The 17,829-nt window shown below is 69.7% G+C and carries 14 protein-coding genes; 4 read left to right on the top strand and 10 right to left on the bottom strand.

Annotated features, from left to right (window positions below):
• Positions 1 to 49: 49 nt before the first annotated feature.
• Complete coding sequence (locus ACHFFZ_RS17510) at positions 50 to 3,625, bottom strand: hypothetical protein (RefSeq protein ID WP_394277858.1); 3,576 nt, start codon at positions 3,623 to 3,625, stop codon at positions 50 to 52.
• A gap of 764 nt (positions 3,626 to 4,389) precedes the next feature.
• Here ACHFFZ_RS17510 and ACHFFZ_RS17515 point away from each other — a divergent pair.
• Both ACHFFZ_RS17515 and ACHFFZ_RS17520 read left to right on the top strand, forming a co-directional pair.
• On the top strand, positions 4,390 to 5,583 hold the full coding sequence (locus ACHFFZ_RS17515; RefSeq protein WP_394277859.1) for a glycosyltransferase: 1,194 nt from the start codon (positions 4,390 to 4,392) through the stop codon (positions 5,581 to 5,583).
• Positions 5,584 to 5,642: 59 nt separating this feature from the next.
• Positions 5,643 to 7,031 carry a sugar transferase gene (locus ACHFFZ_RS17520; RefSeq protein WP_394277860.1) on the top strand — a complete coding sequence of 463 codons (1,389 nt, stop codon included), beginning with the start codon at positions 5,643 to 5,645 and terminating at the stop codon, positions 7,029 to 7,031.
• A gap of 51 nt (positions 7,032 to 7,082) precedes the next feature.
• Here the strand turns inward: ACHFFZ_RS17520 and ACHFFZ_RS17525 are convergent, their stop codons facing one another.
• The 4 genes from ACHFFZ_RS17525 to ACHFFZ_RS17540 form a co-directional block, all read right to left on the bottom strand.
• Entirely contained in the window at positions 7,083 to 8,192 is a 1,110-nt protein-coding gene (locus ACHFFZ_RS17525) for a glycosyltransferase family 4 protein (RefSeq protein WP_394277861.1), read from the bottom strand.
• On the bottom strand, positions 8,189 to 9,313 hold the full coding sequence (wecB, locus tag ACHFFZ_RS17530; protein ID WP_394277862.1) for a non-hydrolyzing UDP-N-acetylglucosamine 2-epimerase: 1,125 nt from the start codon (positions 9,311 to 9,313) through the stop codon (positions 8,189 to 8,191). Before wecB ends, ACHFFZ_RS17525 begins: the two co-directional genes overlap by 4 nt.
• A gap of 117 nt (positions 9,314 to 9,430) precedes the next feature.
• A complete protein-coding gene (locus ACHFFZ_RS17535; RefSeq protein WP_394277863.1) occupies positions 9,431 to 10,909 on the bottom strand; it encodes an amino acid permease in 1,479 nt (492 codons plus the stop codon).
• Between the two features lie 80 nt (positions 10,910 to 10,989).
• On the bottom strand, positions 10,990 to 12,225 hold the full coding sequence (locus ACHFFZ_RS17540; RefSeq protein WP_394277864.1) for an alpha-amylase family protein: 1,236 nt from the start codon (positions 12,223 to 12,225) through the stop codon (positions 10,990 to 10,992).
• A gap of 83 nt (positions 12,226 to 12,308) precedes the next feature.
• Here ACHFFZ_RS17540 and ACHFFZ_RS17545 point away from each other — a divergent pair, with 83 nt between their 5' ends.
• Positions 12,309 to 12,914, top strand: coding sequence for a TetR/AcrR family transcriptional regulator (locus tag ACHFFZ_RS17545; RefSeq protein ID WP_394277865.1), 606 nt, complete (start codon positions 12,309 to 12,311; stop codon positions 12,912 to 12,914).
• Positions 12,915 to 12,928: 14 nt separating this feature from the next.
• On the opposite strand, the gene ACHFFZ_RS17550 is transcribed toward ACHFFZ_RS17545, so the two are convergent.
• From ACHFFZ_RS17550 to ACHFFZ_RS17570, 5 genes are all read right to left on the bottom strand, one after another.
• The gene (locus tag ACHFFZ_RS17550; RefSeq protein WP_394277866.1) at positions 12,929 to 14,602 is read right to left on the bottom strand and encodes a hypothetical protein; all 1,674 of its coding nucleotides are present in this window, start codon (positions 14,600 to 14,602) and stop codon (positions 12,929 to 12,931) included.
• Positions 14,599 to 15,402, bottom strand: coding sequence for a glycosyltransferase (locus ACHFFZ_RS17555; RefSeq protein ID WP_394277867.1), 804 nt, complete (start codon positions 15,400 to 15,402; stop codon positions 14,599 to 14,601). The genes ACHFFZ_RS17550 and ACHFFZ_RS17555 overlap by 4 nt, the downstream gene beginning before the upstream one ends.
• A complete protein-coding gene (locus ACHFFZ_RS17560; RefSeq protein ID WP_394277868.1) occupies positions 15,356 to 15,796 on the bottom strand; it encodes a GtrA family protein in 441 nt (146 codons plus the stop codon). Before ACHFFZ_RS17560 ends, ACHFFZ_RS17555 begins: the two co-directional genes overlap by 47 nt.
• 119 nt (positions 15,797 to 15,915) lie before the next feature.
• Positions 15,916 to 16,224, bottom strand: a complete 309-nt coding sequence (locus ACHFFZ_RS17565; protein ID WP_394277869.1) for a hypothetical protein — start codon at positions 16,222 to 16,224, stop codon at positions 15,916 to 15,918.
• Positions 16,225 to 16,290: 66 nt separating this feature from the next.
• Positions 16,291 to 16,656 (bottom strand): VOC family protein, encoded by a 366-nt coding sequence (locus ACHFFZ_RS17570; protein ID WP_394277870.1) that lies wholly within the window; start codon positions 16,654 to 16,656, stop codon positions 16,291 to 16,293.
• Between the two features lie 212 nt (positions 16,657 to 16,868).
• On the opposite strand from ACHFFZ_RS17570, the gene ACHFFZ_RS17575 reads away from it, so the two are divergent.
• Positions 16,869 to 17,705, top strand: coding sequence for an endonuclease domain-containing protein (locus tag ACHFFZ_RS17575; protein ID WP_394277871.1), 837 nt, complete (start codon positions 16,869 to 16,871; stop codon positions 17,703 to 17,705).
• The last annotated feature ends 124 nt before the right edge of the window (positions 17,706 to 17,829 follow it).

Raw genomic sequence — 17,829 nt, forward strand, 5'->3', positions numbered from 1 at the left:
CCTGTCCGCCCGGATTGCTCCGGGCGGGCCTGCTGCGTCGTGCAATGGATCACTGACCGGTGGCGGGGTCCTGGTCGTGGACCGTCGGCACCCGGACCACCTCGGGCTGGCGGGCCCGCAGGATGGCCAGCACGCTGAACAGCACCCCGCCCAGCAGCCAGGCGAGCAGCAGCATCAGGCTGGGGCCCGGGACGTCGGCACCGGTCATCAGGGAGCGCACCCAGTCGACGGCCGGGGTCACCGGCGAGACCTGCCGCAGGATCGCAAGTCCTGCCGGGTAGCCGCTGGTGAGCAGGCTGGCACCGGCCACCAGGGCGAGGGCTGCGGCCACCAGGCGGCCGAAGCCGCGCAGGAAGGCGACCAGGCTGTGGTTCACGGCGGCGAAGGTGAGGGCGCTGAGTACCAGGGCTCCGGTGATGGCCAGGTTCCGTCCGGCGGACAGGTCGAGGGTGGCGGCGGCCACGGCACCCATCGCCAGCCCCTGCACGGTGGCCAGGGCGGCGGCGGGGGCCATCTCGTCGAACAGGGTGCGCCACCAGCTGTCGGTGGAACCGACGGCCCGGCGGCTGACCGGCGTGAAGGTGCTGTGCAGGCCCATCGCCCCGGCCCACAGCGAGAGCAGCAGGAGCATGCTCACCCAGCCGACATTGCGGAACGCGTTGGCCTGGGTGGTGTCGATGGGCTGGCTGACCACCTCGGAGAGCTTCTGTCGTTCGCTGTCGTCATAGGTGGGCACCTCGTCCTGCGCCTCGGTCACGCGTTGGGCGACGACGGTGCTGCGCTCGAGCTGGGCCCGGGCGCCCTCGGCCACCTGGGCGGTTCCGGTGTTGACGACGCCGCTGGACTGCTGCAGGCCGGAGATCTGCTGCTGCAACGCCTCGGTGCGGGTGGCGGCCTGCTCGACGGTGCTGGCCGTGCTGGTGGCGGAGTCGACCAAGGACTCCAGGGTGGCGTTGAGCTGGGTGGTCTGCTCGGCCAGGCGGCTCGCATTGTCGCTGACAGCAGTGGTCTGCTCGTCGAGGGTGGCGGCCTGGGTGTCGAGCCCGCCCATCGTCTCCCCGAGGCTGGCCATGCCCTTGTTGAGGCTGCCCAGGCTCTCCTGCAGGGCGGCGACGACCTCGGCCTGGCCGTCGGCGACGCTGCTCATCTGCTCGGCACCGGTGGTCAGGGTGGTGGCCGCGTCGGAGCCGGTCGCCAGCGAGCTGAGCTTGGCCCGGCTGGTCTGCAGCCGCTCGTCGAGCTGGCCCACCTGGGCCTGGACGGTGCTGCTCTGTTCCTCGAGGGCATCGACGGCCTGGGTGACGGTCTCCTGCTCGAGGACGGTCGGGACGCTCGGGCTCGGCTCGGCGGTCGGCCCAGTGGTCGGGCTGGGCACGTCGCTCGGTTCGGGCGTCGGACTGGGTTCGGGCGTCGGACTGGGCTCGGGCGTCGGACTGGGCTCGGGCTGTGGACTGGGCGTGGCGGTCACCGTCACGGTGACGGTGGCGGTGGGCTGCGGCGCCGGATCCGCGGTGACGGTCACGGTGGGCCCGGGGATCGTCACGGTCTCGGTCGCGGTCGGCTGGGGCTGGGTCTGCGCGTCGGTCTCGAGCGCGGCCACGCGGGCGGCCAGCGCCCTCAGCGTGGCGACGGTCTGGCTGTTGGTCTGCTGCAGTTCCCGGGCACTGGCGAGGGTCTGGTTCGCGTCGGAGACCAGGGCGTCGATCCGGCCGGAGACTCCTTGGGCGGCGAGCGCGGCATTCACCTCGTCGACGGCGGCGTTGTAGCCGGCGGCGTAGCCCTGCTTGCAGGCGCGGATCTCGGCGGGAGTGCGCTGGTTGCAGGCCGCGGGGGCATTGCCGAGGCCATTGTTGAGGCTGATCGGGTTGGTCGGCAGGTCGGCCACCAGGCTGGCGAAGCTCGACTGCACCTGCATCGCGGCCTGGCTGGTGCCCGCGGCCTGGTCCTGCAGGGCGGCCAGGGTCTGCTGCTGGCCCTGCAGGCTGGAGGCCGCGGTGCGCAGCTCGGCGGCGATGCGGTCGCGCTCGGCGCTGACGGTGGGGTCGGCCGCGGGCATGACCTGCTGGGGGGCGGCGGCGATGATGGCCCGCGCCCCACCGCGCGAGGCGGCTGCCTGACGGGAGGAGACAGCGCTGGGCACCGGCTGGGAATCCTGCTGCCCACCGCTCGCCTCGGCTTGCTCCCCGGTCGCTTCGGCCGAGGGCTGTGTGGATGCGGGCTGGGCGGGGACCGCCGGCTGGGCAGGCACCCCAGGCGCATCCGCGGCGGGCTGGGCCGGCACGGCAGGGATCAGCGGCACGGCAGGAATGGCCGCAGGCTGCGTCACGGCGCCCTGGGCACGCATCCGCTCGGCCACCTCGGGCGCCAGCACGGCCGGCAGCGGCAGGTCGACCAGCTGACGGGTGGTGGCCTGGCGGGGTGCGACCTCACGATCGACGACCTCGGAGGCCTCGCCCTCGACGGTGGCGCCCTGGCCCTCGACAGTGGTGGTGCGAACCTGCTGGACCGCGTTGGTCACGGTCTGCACATTGGCGACGTAGCTCTCCAGGGACTTCTGGATGGTGCCGAGCTGCTCCTGCAGCCTGGCCTGCTCCTCGACGGCCTCGCCCACGGCGCCCGTGTACTGACGCGCGGCCTCACGGTTCGCCTTCGCCGCCTTGGCGACCTCGTCGGCCCGTTCGGCGGTCTGCGCGCCGCGCTCCCGAGCGGCGGTGGCGTCCTTGGCGGCCTGGTCGGAGTCCTCGCGGGCCGCATCGACGGAGGCCGACACGTCGCGGGCCGCGCCGGAGGCCTGCTCCAGCGCCGCGGACTGTTCCTTCTGGGCAGCCTCGGCCGACCGTCCGCCGATCCGGGCGGCCTGGCCCTGCTGGCCCAGTTCGCGGGCACCCTGCGCGGCCTCCTGCGCCGTCTCGGCGGTGGTCGAGGCCTCCTTGCCGGCCCGGCCGGCCCGACCGGCCATCTGCGCGGAGTCGTCCGAGACTTCCTCGGCGCGTCCCTGAAGGGCGTCGGCGGCGGCGCGAGCCTCCTGGGCGACGGTGGCGGTGCGGCCGAGCTTCTCGCCGACCGAGGTGGTGGTCACCATGATCTGGTCGAGGTAGGTGCGCGTCACCGAACTGGAGATCGCACCGCTGGCGGCATTGGACAGGTGCTGGAAGACCAGCTGGTCGCTCACGCCGGAGACGGGCGAGCGTTCGACGACCAGGGTGGCCCGTTCGGCGCTGCTGCCCTTGCTTGTGCCGGTGAGCACCCGGGAGAAGCCGTCAGGGATCACCACGGCCGCGGCATAGCGTCCCGAGGCCAGGCCGTTCCGGGCCTCGCTGGCCGAGATGCCGTAGCGCCAGGTGAAATTGGGGCCCTGCTGGTTCTTCAGCTCCAGGGCATAGTCCTGGCCGAGCCGCACGGGCTTGCCGTCGACCACGGCCCCCTCGTCGAGGTTGACGATGGCCGCCTCGGCCTGGGTGAGGCGGCCCTGGGAACCGGAGGTGACCCACAGGCAGCCGGCGGCCAGCAGCAGCGGCAGCAGGATGATGCCCAGGGTGCTGAGGAGCCGGGCCCCCAGGGGCAGGCCGTTCAGGCGGGAAGCGCGCGACGGGCGGGGGCGCGATGTGGCCGGACGAGCACTCATCCGCCGACCCCCCTTCCGGGCACGCGCCCGATCCCCGCATACGCCCACAGACCAAGGCGATGCGCCGTACTCTTCTTTCCTCGTGGAGAAATCTGCCAGTCAGCAGCGAGCCGGTCCACCTGCAAGAAGTGGCTGACCCCGAAGCCTTCCCCCCTGCGTCCACACCCTCTCGACAAGAGGGGGACGATCGGCAGCACGCTCGGTGCAACCGACCCGTGGAGAAGTGAGCTCAAGGTGTTCCCGTCTTGTGACTTGGGAGCCGATCCAGACCCGACTGGTTCGCGTCCCCCACGTTCTCAAGATTAACCGCCCTGTGGCGGCATCAAAGCTTTTCCGATCGTGTTTGGCGACGGCAATCACGAACTTCCCCGTTGCCACGATGCCGAAGCTCCGCACAGGCCCCAAGGGGCTTCAGCCAATATTCAGGCACGCCGCCTGCAAGGAGACACGCCCCGTGGCGAAGCTCCTTGTCAGAAGAAGAATCCCATGGAGATCCTGCAGGCATCCCTCAGCTTCCACCCGGTCTTTTGGGCTGACACCATTTCCACCAATCCAAATGGGCCGCCGTTTTTTTGGACAAATGCCCCATTTCATTCGATGGTTTTCGGTGGGGTGTGCCCAATGGTGCACCCCCTACGGGCAAGGCCGCCGGTGATGCCCAGTCCGCAGGCCCCGCCCGGCGCCGACCGTCGAGGGGGAGGCTACGACTAGACTGGGCGGGCCCCCGCGGCACCGCCAGCGAGGTCAGCGACGAAAGGCCGCAGATGCGCACATCTTCCCCCCGGCACCAGCCCGACAGCTGTCTGCTGGTGGCGCACAACTACCACCCCGCCGTGGGGGCCGCCGCCACGCGTCTGCAGCTGCTCACCGAGGCCCTCGTGGAGCAGGGCCACCAGGTCACGGTGCTCACCTCGTCCGCCATCGGGCGCCACACCGGACCCACCGGCGAGCAGGTGGTGGGCACTGGCGCCGACTGGATGCCCGGATCACGGATCCTGCGCACCTCGGTGCTCGCCGCCCGTGCCCTGGCCGAGGCCTCCTCCGGCCGTCACCGCGTCGTCGTCAGCGACCCGCCGCCCTATGTGGCCGCGGCCGCCATGTTGGGCGCACGGATCGGGCGCGCCGTCGGCGTCTTCTACTACTGCGACTCCTGGGCCTCGGTCGCCGCCTCGCGCGACTCGGCAGCCTGGAGGTGGGCCGGTCGCCTGTTCGCCCGACTGGAGTCGATGGCCTCACGCCTGGCCAGGCTCACCGTCGCCAGCACCCCGGCGCTCGAGCAGCGTGCCCGCCGCAGCAGCCGGTGCGTCCAGCTGGTGCGCAATGGCACCGACCTGCGCATCTACTCCCCCGAGGGTGAGGGCTTCACCGGCACCCAGCTGCCCGAGCCCTATTTCGTCTACGCCGGCACCATGGGGCTGGTCCACGGCGCCCATGTCTTCATCGAGGCCGCCGAGCAGCTGTGGGCCGAGGGGCACGAGTTCGGCCTGGTCTTCGTCGGCTCCGGAGCAGAGTCCCAGCAGATGGAGGAGGCGGCCCGGGCCAATCCTGGCCGCATCACCTACCTGGAGCCTGTCCCCCCAACCGAGGTCGCCCAGCTCTACCGCGGCAGCCTCGGAGCCCTCGTCTCCATGCGCCCCATCGCGGGCTACGAGGACGCCTGGCCCGTCAAGACCCTGGCCGCGATGTCCTGCGGCTCCATCCCCGTCTACGTCTCCGACGGCGACCTGGCCGCCACGCTGCGCGCCGAAGGACTCGGCTTCGTCGAGAGCCATGGAGTCGACGGCGCCCGTCGCGCCATGCTCGGAGTCCTGGAGCTCGATGAGGACGCCCGCCGCGACCTGGCAGAACGTTGCCGCAGCCATGCGGCTGAGCACTTCGACCAGCGCCGAGCGGCGCAGAGCGTCGCGCGCACCATCGCCGAGCTGTCGCCACGACCCCACAGTGGTGAGCAGCACTAGACTTGGCGCAATTCCGCCAGACCGGGAGTCCTGAGCCCGGCAGGTGGCGCACGGAAGGGATGTACGTGGCCCGCAAGGACAACTTCGCCAAGGCCGAGAAGCTGCTGATGGTGGTCGCCGACATGGCGGTCTTCACCGCATCGCTCTTCCTGTCGGTCTGGCTGCGCTTCGGCGGGGTCTTCCCCGCCCGAAACATGGCGGCAATCAGCTCCACCCTGGTGTGGGCCCTGCTCGGTTTCGTCGTGGTGAGCGCCTTCTCCGGCATCTACGTCCTGTACAACAAGACCCGGCTCGACCTGGTGATCATCACGCTGATCGACCAGATCATCGTCACCGGCATCATCGCCGCCGCCACCTTCGCGGGCAACTGGTTCGCCTTCCCCCGCGGCGTGATCCTGATCAACCTGCTGGTCAGCACCGTCGCGCTCTCCTTGGTCAGGGTCGTGGTCTACGGCGTCTACCGTCGCGTACGCGGCAACAACCGCGTCATGGTGCTCACCGTGCCCGACCACGACTCGCGCGCCGTGCGCAATTTCCTGAGCAACCGCAGCCCACGCCACCAGCTCACCCACGTGGTCGACGGAAACCACTTGGAGCACGTACTGGCCCACCTCGACGAGGTGGACTCGGTCCACGTCAGCGACCGCATCGACGAGGCCACCCGCGGGCGGATCTACGACCTGCTGCTGGAGCACAACAAGGAGATCTTCCTCACCGCCGACTTCCAGCGCCTGCTGATGATCAACCCCAACATCATGAGCATCGAGGACGAGTCCATCGTGCTGGTGAGCCCCTTCAAGATCCCGGGTGAGTACGACCTGCTCAAGCGCAGCGGTGACTTCCTGGCCGCCCTGGTGGGCCTGGTCCTGGTGAGCCCGATCATGCTGGTCACCGCCGTGCTGGTGAAGGCGACATCGAAGGGGCCGGTCTTCTACAAGCAGGTGCGCGTCACCAAGGACAACCGCGAGTTCGAGATCCTCAAGTTCCGTTCCATGGCTGCCAATGCGGAGGCGAAGTCCGGGCCCATGCTGGCCACCAGCAATGACGCCCGCGTCACCGGTCTGGGCAAGCACCTGCGCAGCATGCGCATCGACGAGCTGCCCCAGCTGATCAATGTGCTGCGCGGCGACATGAGCCTGATCGGGCCCCGCCCCGAGCGGCCCTTCTTCGTCGAGCAGTTCACGAAGATCAACCCGCACTACCCGCTGCGCCACAATGTGCGCGCCGGTGTCACCGGCTATGCGCAGGTCTACGGCAAGTACGCCAGTGACTTCCAGTCCAAGCTGAACTTCGACCTGCTCTACATCAAGACCTACTCGCCGATGCTGGACCTCAAGATCGGCCTGCAGACCGTCAAGATCCTCTTCGACAAGGTCTCCAGCCAGGGTGCCGACGAGGAACAGGGCACCGAGGTGGTGCTGTCCGAGGGCGTGCAGGTCCTGCACTGACACTGAGCTGCTCGCTGCGCTGGGCGCCCCTCTGGGCCGGTCTGCCAGCCCTCAGCCGAGAAGCTGGCGGGTGAGGCGCACCAGGCGGGCGGCATCCAGGTCGAAGCCGAAGTGCTCCTCGACGGCCCGGCGCCCGTTGGCCCCCAGCCGGGAGCACTCCTCGGGATCGGTGAGCAGCCGCTCCAGCGCTTCGCGCACCGCCGCGGGATCGTCGACGTCGACGAAGACCCCTGCGTCGACATCCTCGAAGAGCTGGCGCCAGTAGGGGAAGTCCGTGGCCAGGAAGGGGATCCCACTGGCCATGTACTCCACCAGCTTGGTGGGTAGTGAATGGGCATAGTTGGGCAGCCGGTCCAGCAGCACCAGCCCCAGACGGGCCCGGGCCAGGATGCCCGGCAGCTCGCCGGGGGGCACCAGGCCGAGCATCTCGACCTCCGGGTGGCTGCCGGTGCGGCTGGTGGGCACCAGCGAGCGACCGGCCAGCACCAGCCGGGCCCCGGGAACCTGCTCGACGGCCTTGACCATTCGTGAGAAACCGCGCTCCTCGGAGATGTCGCCGGTGTAGACCGCCACCGGGTCATTGCACCGCACGGATACCGGCGGGAAGTCCGCCACCCAGGGCAGGTTGCGCACCACCACGACGGGTCGGGGCCGGCCCCTGCGGGTGGTCGAGAAGTGCTGGGCGATCTCGTCGATGACGGTCACCACCGCATCACAGCGTCGGTCGGCCAGGCCCACCAGTGCCCTGGCGGCGCCCCGGGCCAGCACCCGCTGCCGGCCACGCAGGTAGGGCTTGGTCTCGATCTGCTTGACCAGGTCCTCATGGGCGTCGTAGATGATCCGGCAGCGCCCGAGCCGCCCCCACAGCACCATCAGCGGGATCAGTTCCGGGTCGTGCACGTGCAGCACCGCGGGCCGCAGCCGCCGCAGCCACTGCAAGGCCTCCCACTGGGAGACCACCAGACGGGCCAGGCGTCCACGGCGACGGATCGCATGGACGGAAAGGCCGTGGCCGGTGCGGTCCTCGTCGGCAGAGATCACCAGGTGGGTGTCGATTCCCGCCTCGGCCAGGGCACGGCACTCCTTGTTCAGGATCCGGTTGTCCCACGAGTGGTGGACGGTCGACAGGTGCACGACCCGTCCGGCGACGGGCCCGCTCACGCCTGGGCGACCTCGGCATTGAACTCGCGCGGGTCCGGTCCGACGAGCCGGCCTGCCCCGTCCACGCTCCAGGCCTGCAGGGCCCGTGCCACCTGGGCGGCGGCCTGGCCGGTACCGTAGGGCATGGAGCGCTCGGCGGTGGGGCGGGGACGCACAGCCACCTCGCCGACCTGGGTGAGGTCGGGGTCGAGGATGTTCCATCCGTCGACCAGCGTCTCGACCCACTCGGTCTCGGTGCGCAGGGTGGTGCAGGGGGCGCCCAGCAGGTAGGCCTCCTTCTGCAGCCCGCCCGAGTCGGTGACCACGCCCACCGAGCGCACGACGGCATTGACCATGTCGGGATAGGCCAGCGGGTCGACGGCCACCAGGTTGCCGGCTGCAATGTCGAGGCCGAACTCGGCGGCCTTGGCACGCAACCGGGGGTGGACCGGCAGGATGGTCTTGACCGGGAGCGCCGCCAGCGTCTCCAGGATCGTCTTCAGGCGGGCCGGGTCGTCGGTGTTGTCGGCGCGGTGGATGGTGGCCAGGATGAACTGGTCACCGTCGTTGATGCCCTCGATGGCCAACGGACGGTCCTTCACGGCGTCACGCACCTGGAAGCAGACGTCCACCATCACGTCGCCGACCAGCACGGCGCGCTCGGCCAGGCCCTCCTGGGTGAGGTGGGCGACGGCAACCTGCGTGGGTGCCAAGCAGATGTCGGCGGCATGGTCGGTCATCACCCGGTTGTGCTCCTCGGGCATGCGACGGTTGTAGCTGCGCAGGCCCGCCTCGAGGTGGGCGGTGGGGATGTGCATCTTCACCGCGGCCAGGGTGCCGGCGATGGTGGAGTTGGTGTCGCCGTAGACCAGCACCCAGTCGGGCTGGAGCGTGGTGAAGGCCTCGTCCATCTGGGCCAGCATCGAGCCGGTCTGGGCGCCGTGGCTGCCGGAGCCGACACCCAGGTGCACGTCCGGGTCCGGGATGCCCAGCTCGACGAAGAAGCTGTCCGACATGTTCACGTCGTAGTGCTGGCCGGTGTGGACGATCCGGTGCTCGATGCCCGCTGCCTCGAGCGCCTTGGCGACGGGTGCGAGCTTCACGAACTGGGGACGGGCACCGACGATGCTGACGACGCGCATGGCAACTCCTTGGGTGGACGACGTGCCCAACTCTAGTGGCCTCGACGCCCAGCGACCCGCACCCGTGGGGGGATGCGGGCCGCAGCGCAACGGGATGGGTGTGGCTCAGGCGACCGGTCACTGAGGCTGGGCGCGAGCCGCCAGCTCCTCCTCCAGCACGCTGGGCGGGAAGGTGCCCACCCGGCGCCGCACCAGGAAGAAGGCGACGGTGAGCAGCAGGATGTAGGGCACCCCGGTCGGCAGGGCGATGCTGAGTCCCTTGATGAAGCCCAGCGCCGCGTAGATGGCGGCGAAGCAGGCCAGGGCGAAGCCGGCCGTCGCCGCCCCACCCATCAGGCGGGCCGAGCCGACGGGCAGGCCCAGGCGGCGGCGTCGCACCGTGAAGGCGATGTAGGTCATGGTGATCAGCACCCACGTGGTGAGCAGGCCGAAGACGAGGATGCCGTAGAGGGTCATGAAGGCCCCCTTGGGGTCGATGATCGACAGCACCGAGGCGAAGGCCATGCCGACGGTGGCCAGCGCCACGGCATTGCGGGGGGCGCCGTGGGCCGAGGTGCGGGCGATGGCACGCGGTGCCATCCGGTCCAGGGCCAGCGAGTGCAGCATCCGGGTCGACGCGTAGAGGCAGCCATTGCCGGCGCTCAGGGCGGCGGTGATCAACACGAAGGTCATCAGGTGCGCAGCCCCGGGCACATTGGCCATCTCGAGCACCTTGACGAAGGGGCTGGTCATCACGCCGCCGTCGCTGGCCCCGCTCTGCTTCCACGGCTGCAGGCCGATCACGATGGCGATGGCGCCGACGTAGAAGACGACCAGGTGCACGCCCATGGCGCGGGCGGCACGGGGCACGTCGCGCTCAGGATTCTCGCTCTCGGCCGAGGCGACGGCGACGTTCTCGGCCCCGCCGAAGCTGAACACGGCCATCACGGCGCCCACCAGGATGCCCTTGAGGCCGAAGGGCGCGAAGCCCTCCCAACCCTGGCCGCCGGTGAAGTTGCCGATGCCGATCGGGGTGCGGCCGGGCAGGCCCACGAAGAGCAGCACCAGGCCCAGGATGATGAAGGCGACCACGGTGGCCACCTTGATGATGCTGAACCAGTACTCGCTGGTGCCGTAGGCCTTGACGGTGGCCATGTTGATCAGCACGATCAGCACCGAGCTGAGCACCGTGCCCGCACCGATGCCGAGCTGGGGCCAGAACCAGTGCAGGTAGCTGCCGGTGGCCACCACCTCCACCCCGACGGCGATGCACATCACCGCGGCGACATTCCAGCGCATCAGCCAGCCGCCGAGCGGGCCGAGGTAGGCGTGGGCGGTGGCCCCGAAGCCCCCGGCGACGGGATGGACCACCGTCATCTCGGCCAGCGCCCAGACCACGATGAGCATCAGCAGGCCGGTGAGCGTGTAGGACAGGATGATGCCGGGACCGGCCACCTTGATCATGGAGGCCGAGCCGAGAAAGAGGCCCGTGCCCAGGGCTCCGGACAGTCCGATCATCGCCACCTGCCCGCTGGTCAGGCCGCGGTGGAGGGCGTGTGCCTCGTCATTCCGGTTCGGCGGGATCTCGGTGGTGAGGTCCATCTCTTGCGTCTGCACGCAGGGATGCTACTCCTGGGTCCACCATGTGAAAGATTTTGGCTCACCTGGCGGCTGCGGTGAGCCTTCGCAGATGAAGTTCACCGTTCCAGCAGCAGCCCGTCGGCACCGGTGATCGCGAAGCGACGGGCCGGGATGTCGAGGGCCACCTCGATCCACTCGCCACCCTCCCCGGTGACCCGGTAGCGGTAGGCCTCGTTGCGCAGCTCCAGCTGCTGCACCCGGCCATGCACCAGCCAGGGATGGCGACGGCGCAGCCCCACCAGGTCCTGGTGCAGGCGACGCACATCGGCCCCCAGTGGCGAGAGCCCGTCGGGCCCCGAGGGGAAGGTGGGGCGGACCTCGTCGTCGCCACCCTCGCGCTCGTACTTGGTGGCGGTGAAGCCCTCCTCGTCACCGGAATAGATGCTGGGGACGCCTGCAACGGTGAACAGCACCGCCAGGGCCAGCGGCAGCTTGTCCTGCCCGACGAGGGTGGCGATCCGGGTCACGTCATGGTTGCCGACGAAGGTCTGCGGCACGAAGTGCTCCAGCCACTGGTTGTGGCGCTGCAGGGTCCAGTCGAGCTCGAAGAAGTTCTCGTCCTGCAGGGCACTCCAGGTCGACTTCCACAGCTCGTACTGGGTCACCGAGTCAAGGCCGGAGCGGTTCACGTAGTCGGCATAGTCTCCGTGGATCATCTCGCCGACGAACCAGGCCTCGCCGAAGTCGGGGCGCACCCGCTCCAGCACCCCGCGCCAGAACTCGGGACGGATGGCATAGGCGGCATCCAGGCGCCAGCCATCGATGCCACGCGAGAGCCAGTGGCTCATCACGTCGGCCACCAACTCGGCGACGGCCGGCTCGTCGTGGTTGAGCGCCACCAGGGAACCGTGGCCCTCGAAGACGGCCGCTCGCGGCGGCTGCTGGGTCCAGTCGATGCGGAAGAAGCGGGCCTCGTCGCTGTCGGGGCCCTTCTCGAGCGCCGCCCGGTAGAGGGGATGCTCGGCGCCGACGTGGTTGAAGACACCGTCGAGCAGGATCTTGATGCCCCTCTCGTGGCAGGCGGCCACCAGCGCGTCGAAATCACCTTCGTCGCCGAGCCGCGGGTCGATGGTGAAGTGGTCGAGGGTGTCATAGCCGTGGGTGGAGCTGGTGAAGACCGGCCCCAGCATGAGCCCATTGCAGCCCAGCGACTGGGCGTGCTCCAGCCAGTTGTGCAGGTGGCCCAGCCGGTGGGTCAGGACACGTTCGTGCTCGCCCGAGGGACGCACCGGCGCCCCGGTGAAGCCCAGGGGGTAGACCTGCCAGAAGATCGCGTGCTCGGACCAGTGCATGACGAACCTTTCCTCGATGATGTTGGTGAGTCACACTCACCATCGTTGGTGAGTCTAGCTCACCACGGGCCTAGGATGGTGGCATGAGCGAACCCGAGAGAGGGGCGCGTCGACTCGACCCGGCGACGCGTCGAGCGGCGATCCTTGCCAGCGCGCGGATCGCCTTCGCCTCACGACCCTATGCCCAGGTCTCCCTGGCCGCCGTGGGGCGCGACGCCGGCGTCTCGGAGGCCCTGGTCCACAAGTACTTCGACGGCAAGGCCGGCCTCTTCGCAGAACTCACCCAGGAGGCCGTCGACCTGCTGCTCACCGCCCAGGCCGAGGCCCAGGCCGCCCTGCCGCCGGGCAGCTCGCGCCGCGACCGGGTGCGCACCTCGCTGCTGGTCCACCTGGACCACGTTGCCAGCCACCCGGCCGGCTGGGCCGCACCCTTGATGGGCAGCGCGGACGACCCGGAGGCTGCACGCGCCGTCCGCCAGGCCGCCACCCAGCAGCACGTCGCCCTGCTGCAGGAACTCCTCGGTGGACGCCAGGACCTGCGCAGCCACTACGCCATCCACGGCTACCTCGGGCATGTCCAGGCGGCCTGCCTGAGCTGGAGCCAGCGGGGCTGCCCCGACGAGGAGCGGTGGCCGTTGGTCGAGGCAGCCCTCGGCGCGCTGGAGGGTGCCCTCGGCGACTGGGGATGAGATGAAGAGGGTCGTCAGCCCGGCGCCGGGCAGTTGCTGGGAGCAGGTCCCGGCACAATCTCCACCGTTGCCGGGAGCCCGTAATAGGTGCGCCACTGAGCCCGCGCCCGGGTGGGATTGCCGCTGTCGAAGTACCAGGTGACCCCGGGGCAGGGCAGGTGCTCCGCGATGGTCACGACCTCGGCCCGTCCGGCACGAGCCTGCACCACTTGCGCCTCGACGGTGCGCCAGTAGGCACGATTGGCAGCCAACTGCAGACCACTGATGAACAGCCCCTGCGCAGCCAGCAGGGCCGCGGCCGCCATGAGCAGCTGACGCGCCGGGAGCACCCATGCCGCCGAGACGGCCGCCCCCTGCTGCTGTGCCAGGCCGGCCACCGCCGCGACGACGGCCAGCAACAGCGACAGGAAGAAGGTGCGGTGCACCAGGGCGTACCAAGGGCTGGCGCCCAGCAGGCCCAGCGCGAAGCAGGCCGCCGCGCCAGCCACCCCGGCACAGCCCAGCACCCCCCAGCGACGCACCCCCAGCACGAGGGCCAGGGCCGTCACCGCCGCCCAGAAGCCCAGCGAGGACAGCACGACGGCTGTGCACAGGGCCGGATCGAGGCCGTCCAGAACCTTCGGGTGCAACTCGAGCATCACCGGGCCAGAGGCCACGACCACCGACAGGACGAACCAGGACAGCAGGCAGGCGAGCGCCGCGACCAGGAGACGGCGCGCAGCCAGCCGGCGAGTCCTGCCCGCCCCCTGCAGCGAGACCCCGCACAAGGCCAGGCAGACCAGCAGCAGCACCAGCACGGCGGCATCATGCAGCGCAACCGAGGAGGCCGACAGCGCGGCACTGGCCAGTTTCTGGCGCACGGGACCCAACCCGTCGGCACCCTGGTCCGCATAGTTGCTGGCCCGCGCCCACAACCCGGGCGTGGACAGCTTGGCCAGTGCCCCCAGACCCACGGCCAGCCCCACCTGCCCCCAGAGCTGACGGTGCGCCCGCCGTCCAGAATCGGCCAGGACGAGGACCCCCACCATGACGATCCCCAGCACCATCACCAGTTCGTGGGAGGAGACGGCCAGCGGGAGCAGCACCAGACCGGCTCGATGCCACCCCTCCAGGCGCCCCGCGCTGACCAGGCTGCGCACGACGGGCAGCAGGGCCAGCAGCAACAGGTCCAGTGGCAGCACGTAGTTCCAGGTGGCGGCCATCAGGAAGACGCTCTCCCCGGCATTGCCCAGGTTGGTGGCCACCAGCACGAAGGGAACGCCCGCCAGCAGCGCCCAGACGGTCCAGTCCCACCCCTGGGAGGCGACAGCAGGAGCCCCGGGTTGGGCGGCCAACTCCCGGGAGGCCTTGACCCAGGCCCACAACAGTGCGGTCAACGCCACCTGCAGGGCCGCCATCAGCAGGCGGATCCCGGTGTCACCCAGGGCAAAGAGGGCGGCGCCGATCCCGTCGACCCACCGGCCGTTGTAGACCTGCAGGCAGTCCATCAGCATCCGCCAGGCACCGTGCAGACTCTGGTCGCCGCCGGGCAGGCCGGAAGCCACCGCGAAGAAACGATCATCGCCCATCAGCACCGGCAGACGCCACAACACCGCCCACAGGACGAACAACGCGAGGTGGGCCAACGCCGGGATCTTGCCGCCCAACCGTCCAGCGGGCACTGGGGCCGCCCCGGGCACGGAGTTCATGCGACGGAGTCCGTCGGCATCGCAGGAACACATGGCCGGTCCAGCCTGCTGCCGGCGCCGCGCAGCCGCCCCAAGCCCACCGCCATCGAGACGATGTCGTCGACGTGGATGCGGGTGCCCGAGAAGGACGGCCTCAGCTCGACGGGGACTTCGACGATCGTGAGCCCCTGCCGCTGGGCGGCGTACACGATCTCGGTGCTGCTCAGGTAGCCACCCTCCCGCAGGTGGGGTGCCAGGTCCTGCAGCCACTCACGACGGGCGAACGGGGTGCCCTGGCAGTCGCGCACCCGCATCCCGAGCACGACCAGGCGCAGGGCACGGAAGACGAGCGACATCGCTTGCCGCACGAGGGTGCGATCCACCACCCAGTCCGGGTGCGCCTTGGAGCCCAGGACCAGGTCGGCAACGGACTGCTGCCGCCAGGCTCGGATGTCGCTCAGGCCGAAGGGCAGGTCGTCAGCCGTGAGCAGGACGTGACGGCAACGGGCGGCTGCGATCCCTGCCACATATGCTCTACCCAGCCCCTTCCCCGACTGGATCGCGCGTATCGGGATGCCGTGGGTCGATCCTTCGAGGTAACGCGCCAGGGGCCAGGTCCCGTCGACCGAATCGTTCTCGACGATCACCACCTCCGCCTCGCCAGCGGCCAGTCCCCGCTGCAGGAAGCTCACCGAGTCGGCCAGGTGCCCCTGGCAGTTGTGGGCAGGAAGGATGATTGACAGGGCCACCGCAGGACCACCCGCGGCCAGGCAGTCACCGGACATTGCTGCCCCCAGGAACCAGGTGCTGGCTCGCGGCACCAGCGTGGAGGGTGCGAGGCGTGCGGAAGAGCAGATATTTGTAGGCCACGAAGTTCCAGCAGGTGACCACACCTGTTGCGACGAACTGGCAGCTCGCCAGGCCCAGACCGGCCCGGTTCAGCACGGTCACGATGGCGGTCACGGCGACGGAGTTGACCAGGGCCAGCAGCCCGTACCCCACCATCGATGGAGCCACCCTGGCCCCGGAACGGAAGACCACCCGGCGCTGCATCGTGTAGCTGAACCCGAAGGTGCCCCAGAAGGCCAGGGCCGCCGACAGTTCGATGGGCCAGTGGAATCCCTCCCGGAAGAGGTTCAGCAGGGCCACGTTGAACAGGAAGCTGGTCCCTCCCGCCACCAGGTAGCGAGACCATGGCCGGCTCCACCACTTCATCACCGTGTGACGCCCCTTCACCCGTTGGCGTCGTCACGTACGGTCAGGCGCGGGAGATCCCATCCAACCGTATGCCATGGTGATGGCGTGGGGCACGACAACACGCAACCCGCCAAGGGTCACGCGCGACCCTGGATCACCTGGAGCATGCCACCCTGCGGGTCGGCGACGATGGCCAGGCGTCCGAAGGGGGAGTCCTTCGGACCATCGAGCAGCTGGCCTCCCAGCTCCTGCGGCCGCACCATCCGCCAGTAGGAGGGCACCTCGTCGGGCAGGAAGTTGGTGGCCTCGCAGAGGTCCGCGCCGACGGAGCCGTCCTGGCCATGCGTGGCATAGCGGATGCCCTCGTCGCCGGTGGGCACCTCGACGACCTCCCAGCCGAAGACCTCGCGACAGAAGGCGACAGCCGCGTCGTAGTCCTTGCTCATCACCTCGAACCAGACCGGGGTGCCCGGCTTGTCCGAGAGGTAGTAGCCGGCGAAGTCCTGCGGCTGTCACAGTCCGACGACGGCGCCGTCAAGGTCGTTCACCAGGCCCATCCAGCCCGCCTCACCCACCTGCATCGCGGGCAGCATGACGGTGGCACCGGCGACCTCCAGACAAGCCGGGACGTCGTCCACGTGCAGGTAGATGGTCCATCTGGTGGGGTATTGCGGCTCGTCGGCCATGCCGTCGGGCGTCATGACCGAGCTCATCGCGCCGGCCACGAAGCCGTGGCCCTTCCTGATCATGGTGTAGCCGCCGAAGTCATCGCCCTGGTTCACGAACTCCCAGCCGAAGAGCTCTGGGTGGAAGGCCTTCGCTCCCTCGAGGTCGTGGGTGCCCAGGTCCATCCAGGTGGGGCTTCCGGGGGTGGTCATGCTGCCTCCAAAGAAGGGTGGTCATCACCTCACACGACAGGGCAGCTCCCTTCGGACTCCCCTGCGCCACAACAGACGTATTTCTGCACCCCAATCCGTTTTGAACCTGCCAACGCCCAGATCCGTCTGTTTCCGCTGTCCACAGGCTGCAGCCCAACCCAGCACCTGGGGACAGCTGACTGTTTTCGGCCCAGGATCCACATAACTAAGGCATGGACCCACGAGACGGCGTCTGGCGGACGCAAGTGCTGCAACGATCCGGCTGGCAGCGACGAGACATCCAGCGGGCAGTCAAGGAGGGGAGCCTGCTGCACGTGAGGCGGGGGTGGTATGGCGCTCCCCAGGCCGACCCGCGCGTGCTGCGGGCCGTCAAGGCGGGCGGGGCCCTCACCTGTGCGTCAGCCCTGGCCCATCACGGGGCCTGGGACGTCACGGGCACGCTCGTCCACGTACGCCGCGACCACAACTTCACCAGCCCGCTGTCCGCCGGGCTGAAGCACTGCCACAGCGCCGGCGGCACCCGTGGCGCGCCACTGAGGGCGGTCGACGACCTCGCCACGGCGCTGCGCGCTGCGTGGGGGTGCCTGGGTCCAGAGGAACTCGTCCAGGTCTGTGATTCCCTGCTCCACAGGCGGATGATGACCCTGGACGAGCTGGCCGCCATCCTGCCGCGCGGTCGGCGCACCGACCTGCTGCTGCGCCACTGCGACCTCGCCGAGTCGGGGACGGAGACACTGGTCCGGCTACGGCTGAGGAGGAGGGGCATCCAGCTGCGCCCACAGGTCTGGATCACCCCCGGTGACCGCGTTGACCTGCTGGTGGGTGAGCGCCTGGTGATCGAGGTGGACAGCCGGGCCCACCACACGGGGATCGAGCGGTTTTCCGCAGACAGGGAACGCGATCTGCGTCTGCGCAGCCTTGGCTACACCGTCGTGCGCCTGACCTACCAGCAGGTGGTCCATGGCTGGCCGGCCGTCGAACAGTCACTGTTGGCGATGGTCCGCCGCGGCGACCACCGCTGGCGGGTGCGCCCCGAGCGTCCTGCCTGACGCGCAAACAGACGCGATTCGATGTCCCGATGTGTTTTGCACCTGCAAATCCCCAGATTCGTCTGTTTCGGTGCGCTCCGGCCCCAGAGGGACGACAGGGGCCGCCACCGCGGTGCGGTAGAAT

The sequence above is a fragment of the Luteococcus sp. genome (genome assembly GCF_043424415.1).
GTDB lineage: Bacteria > Actinomycetota > Actinomycetes > Propionibacteriales > Propionibacteriaceae > Luteococcus.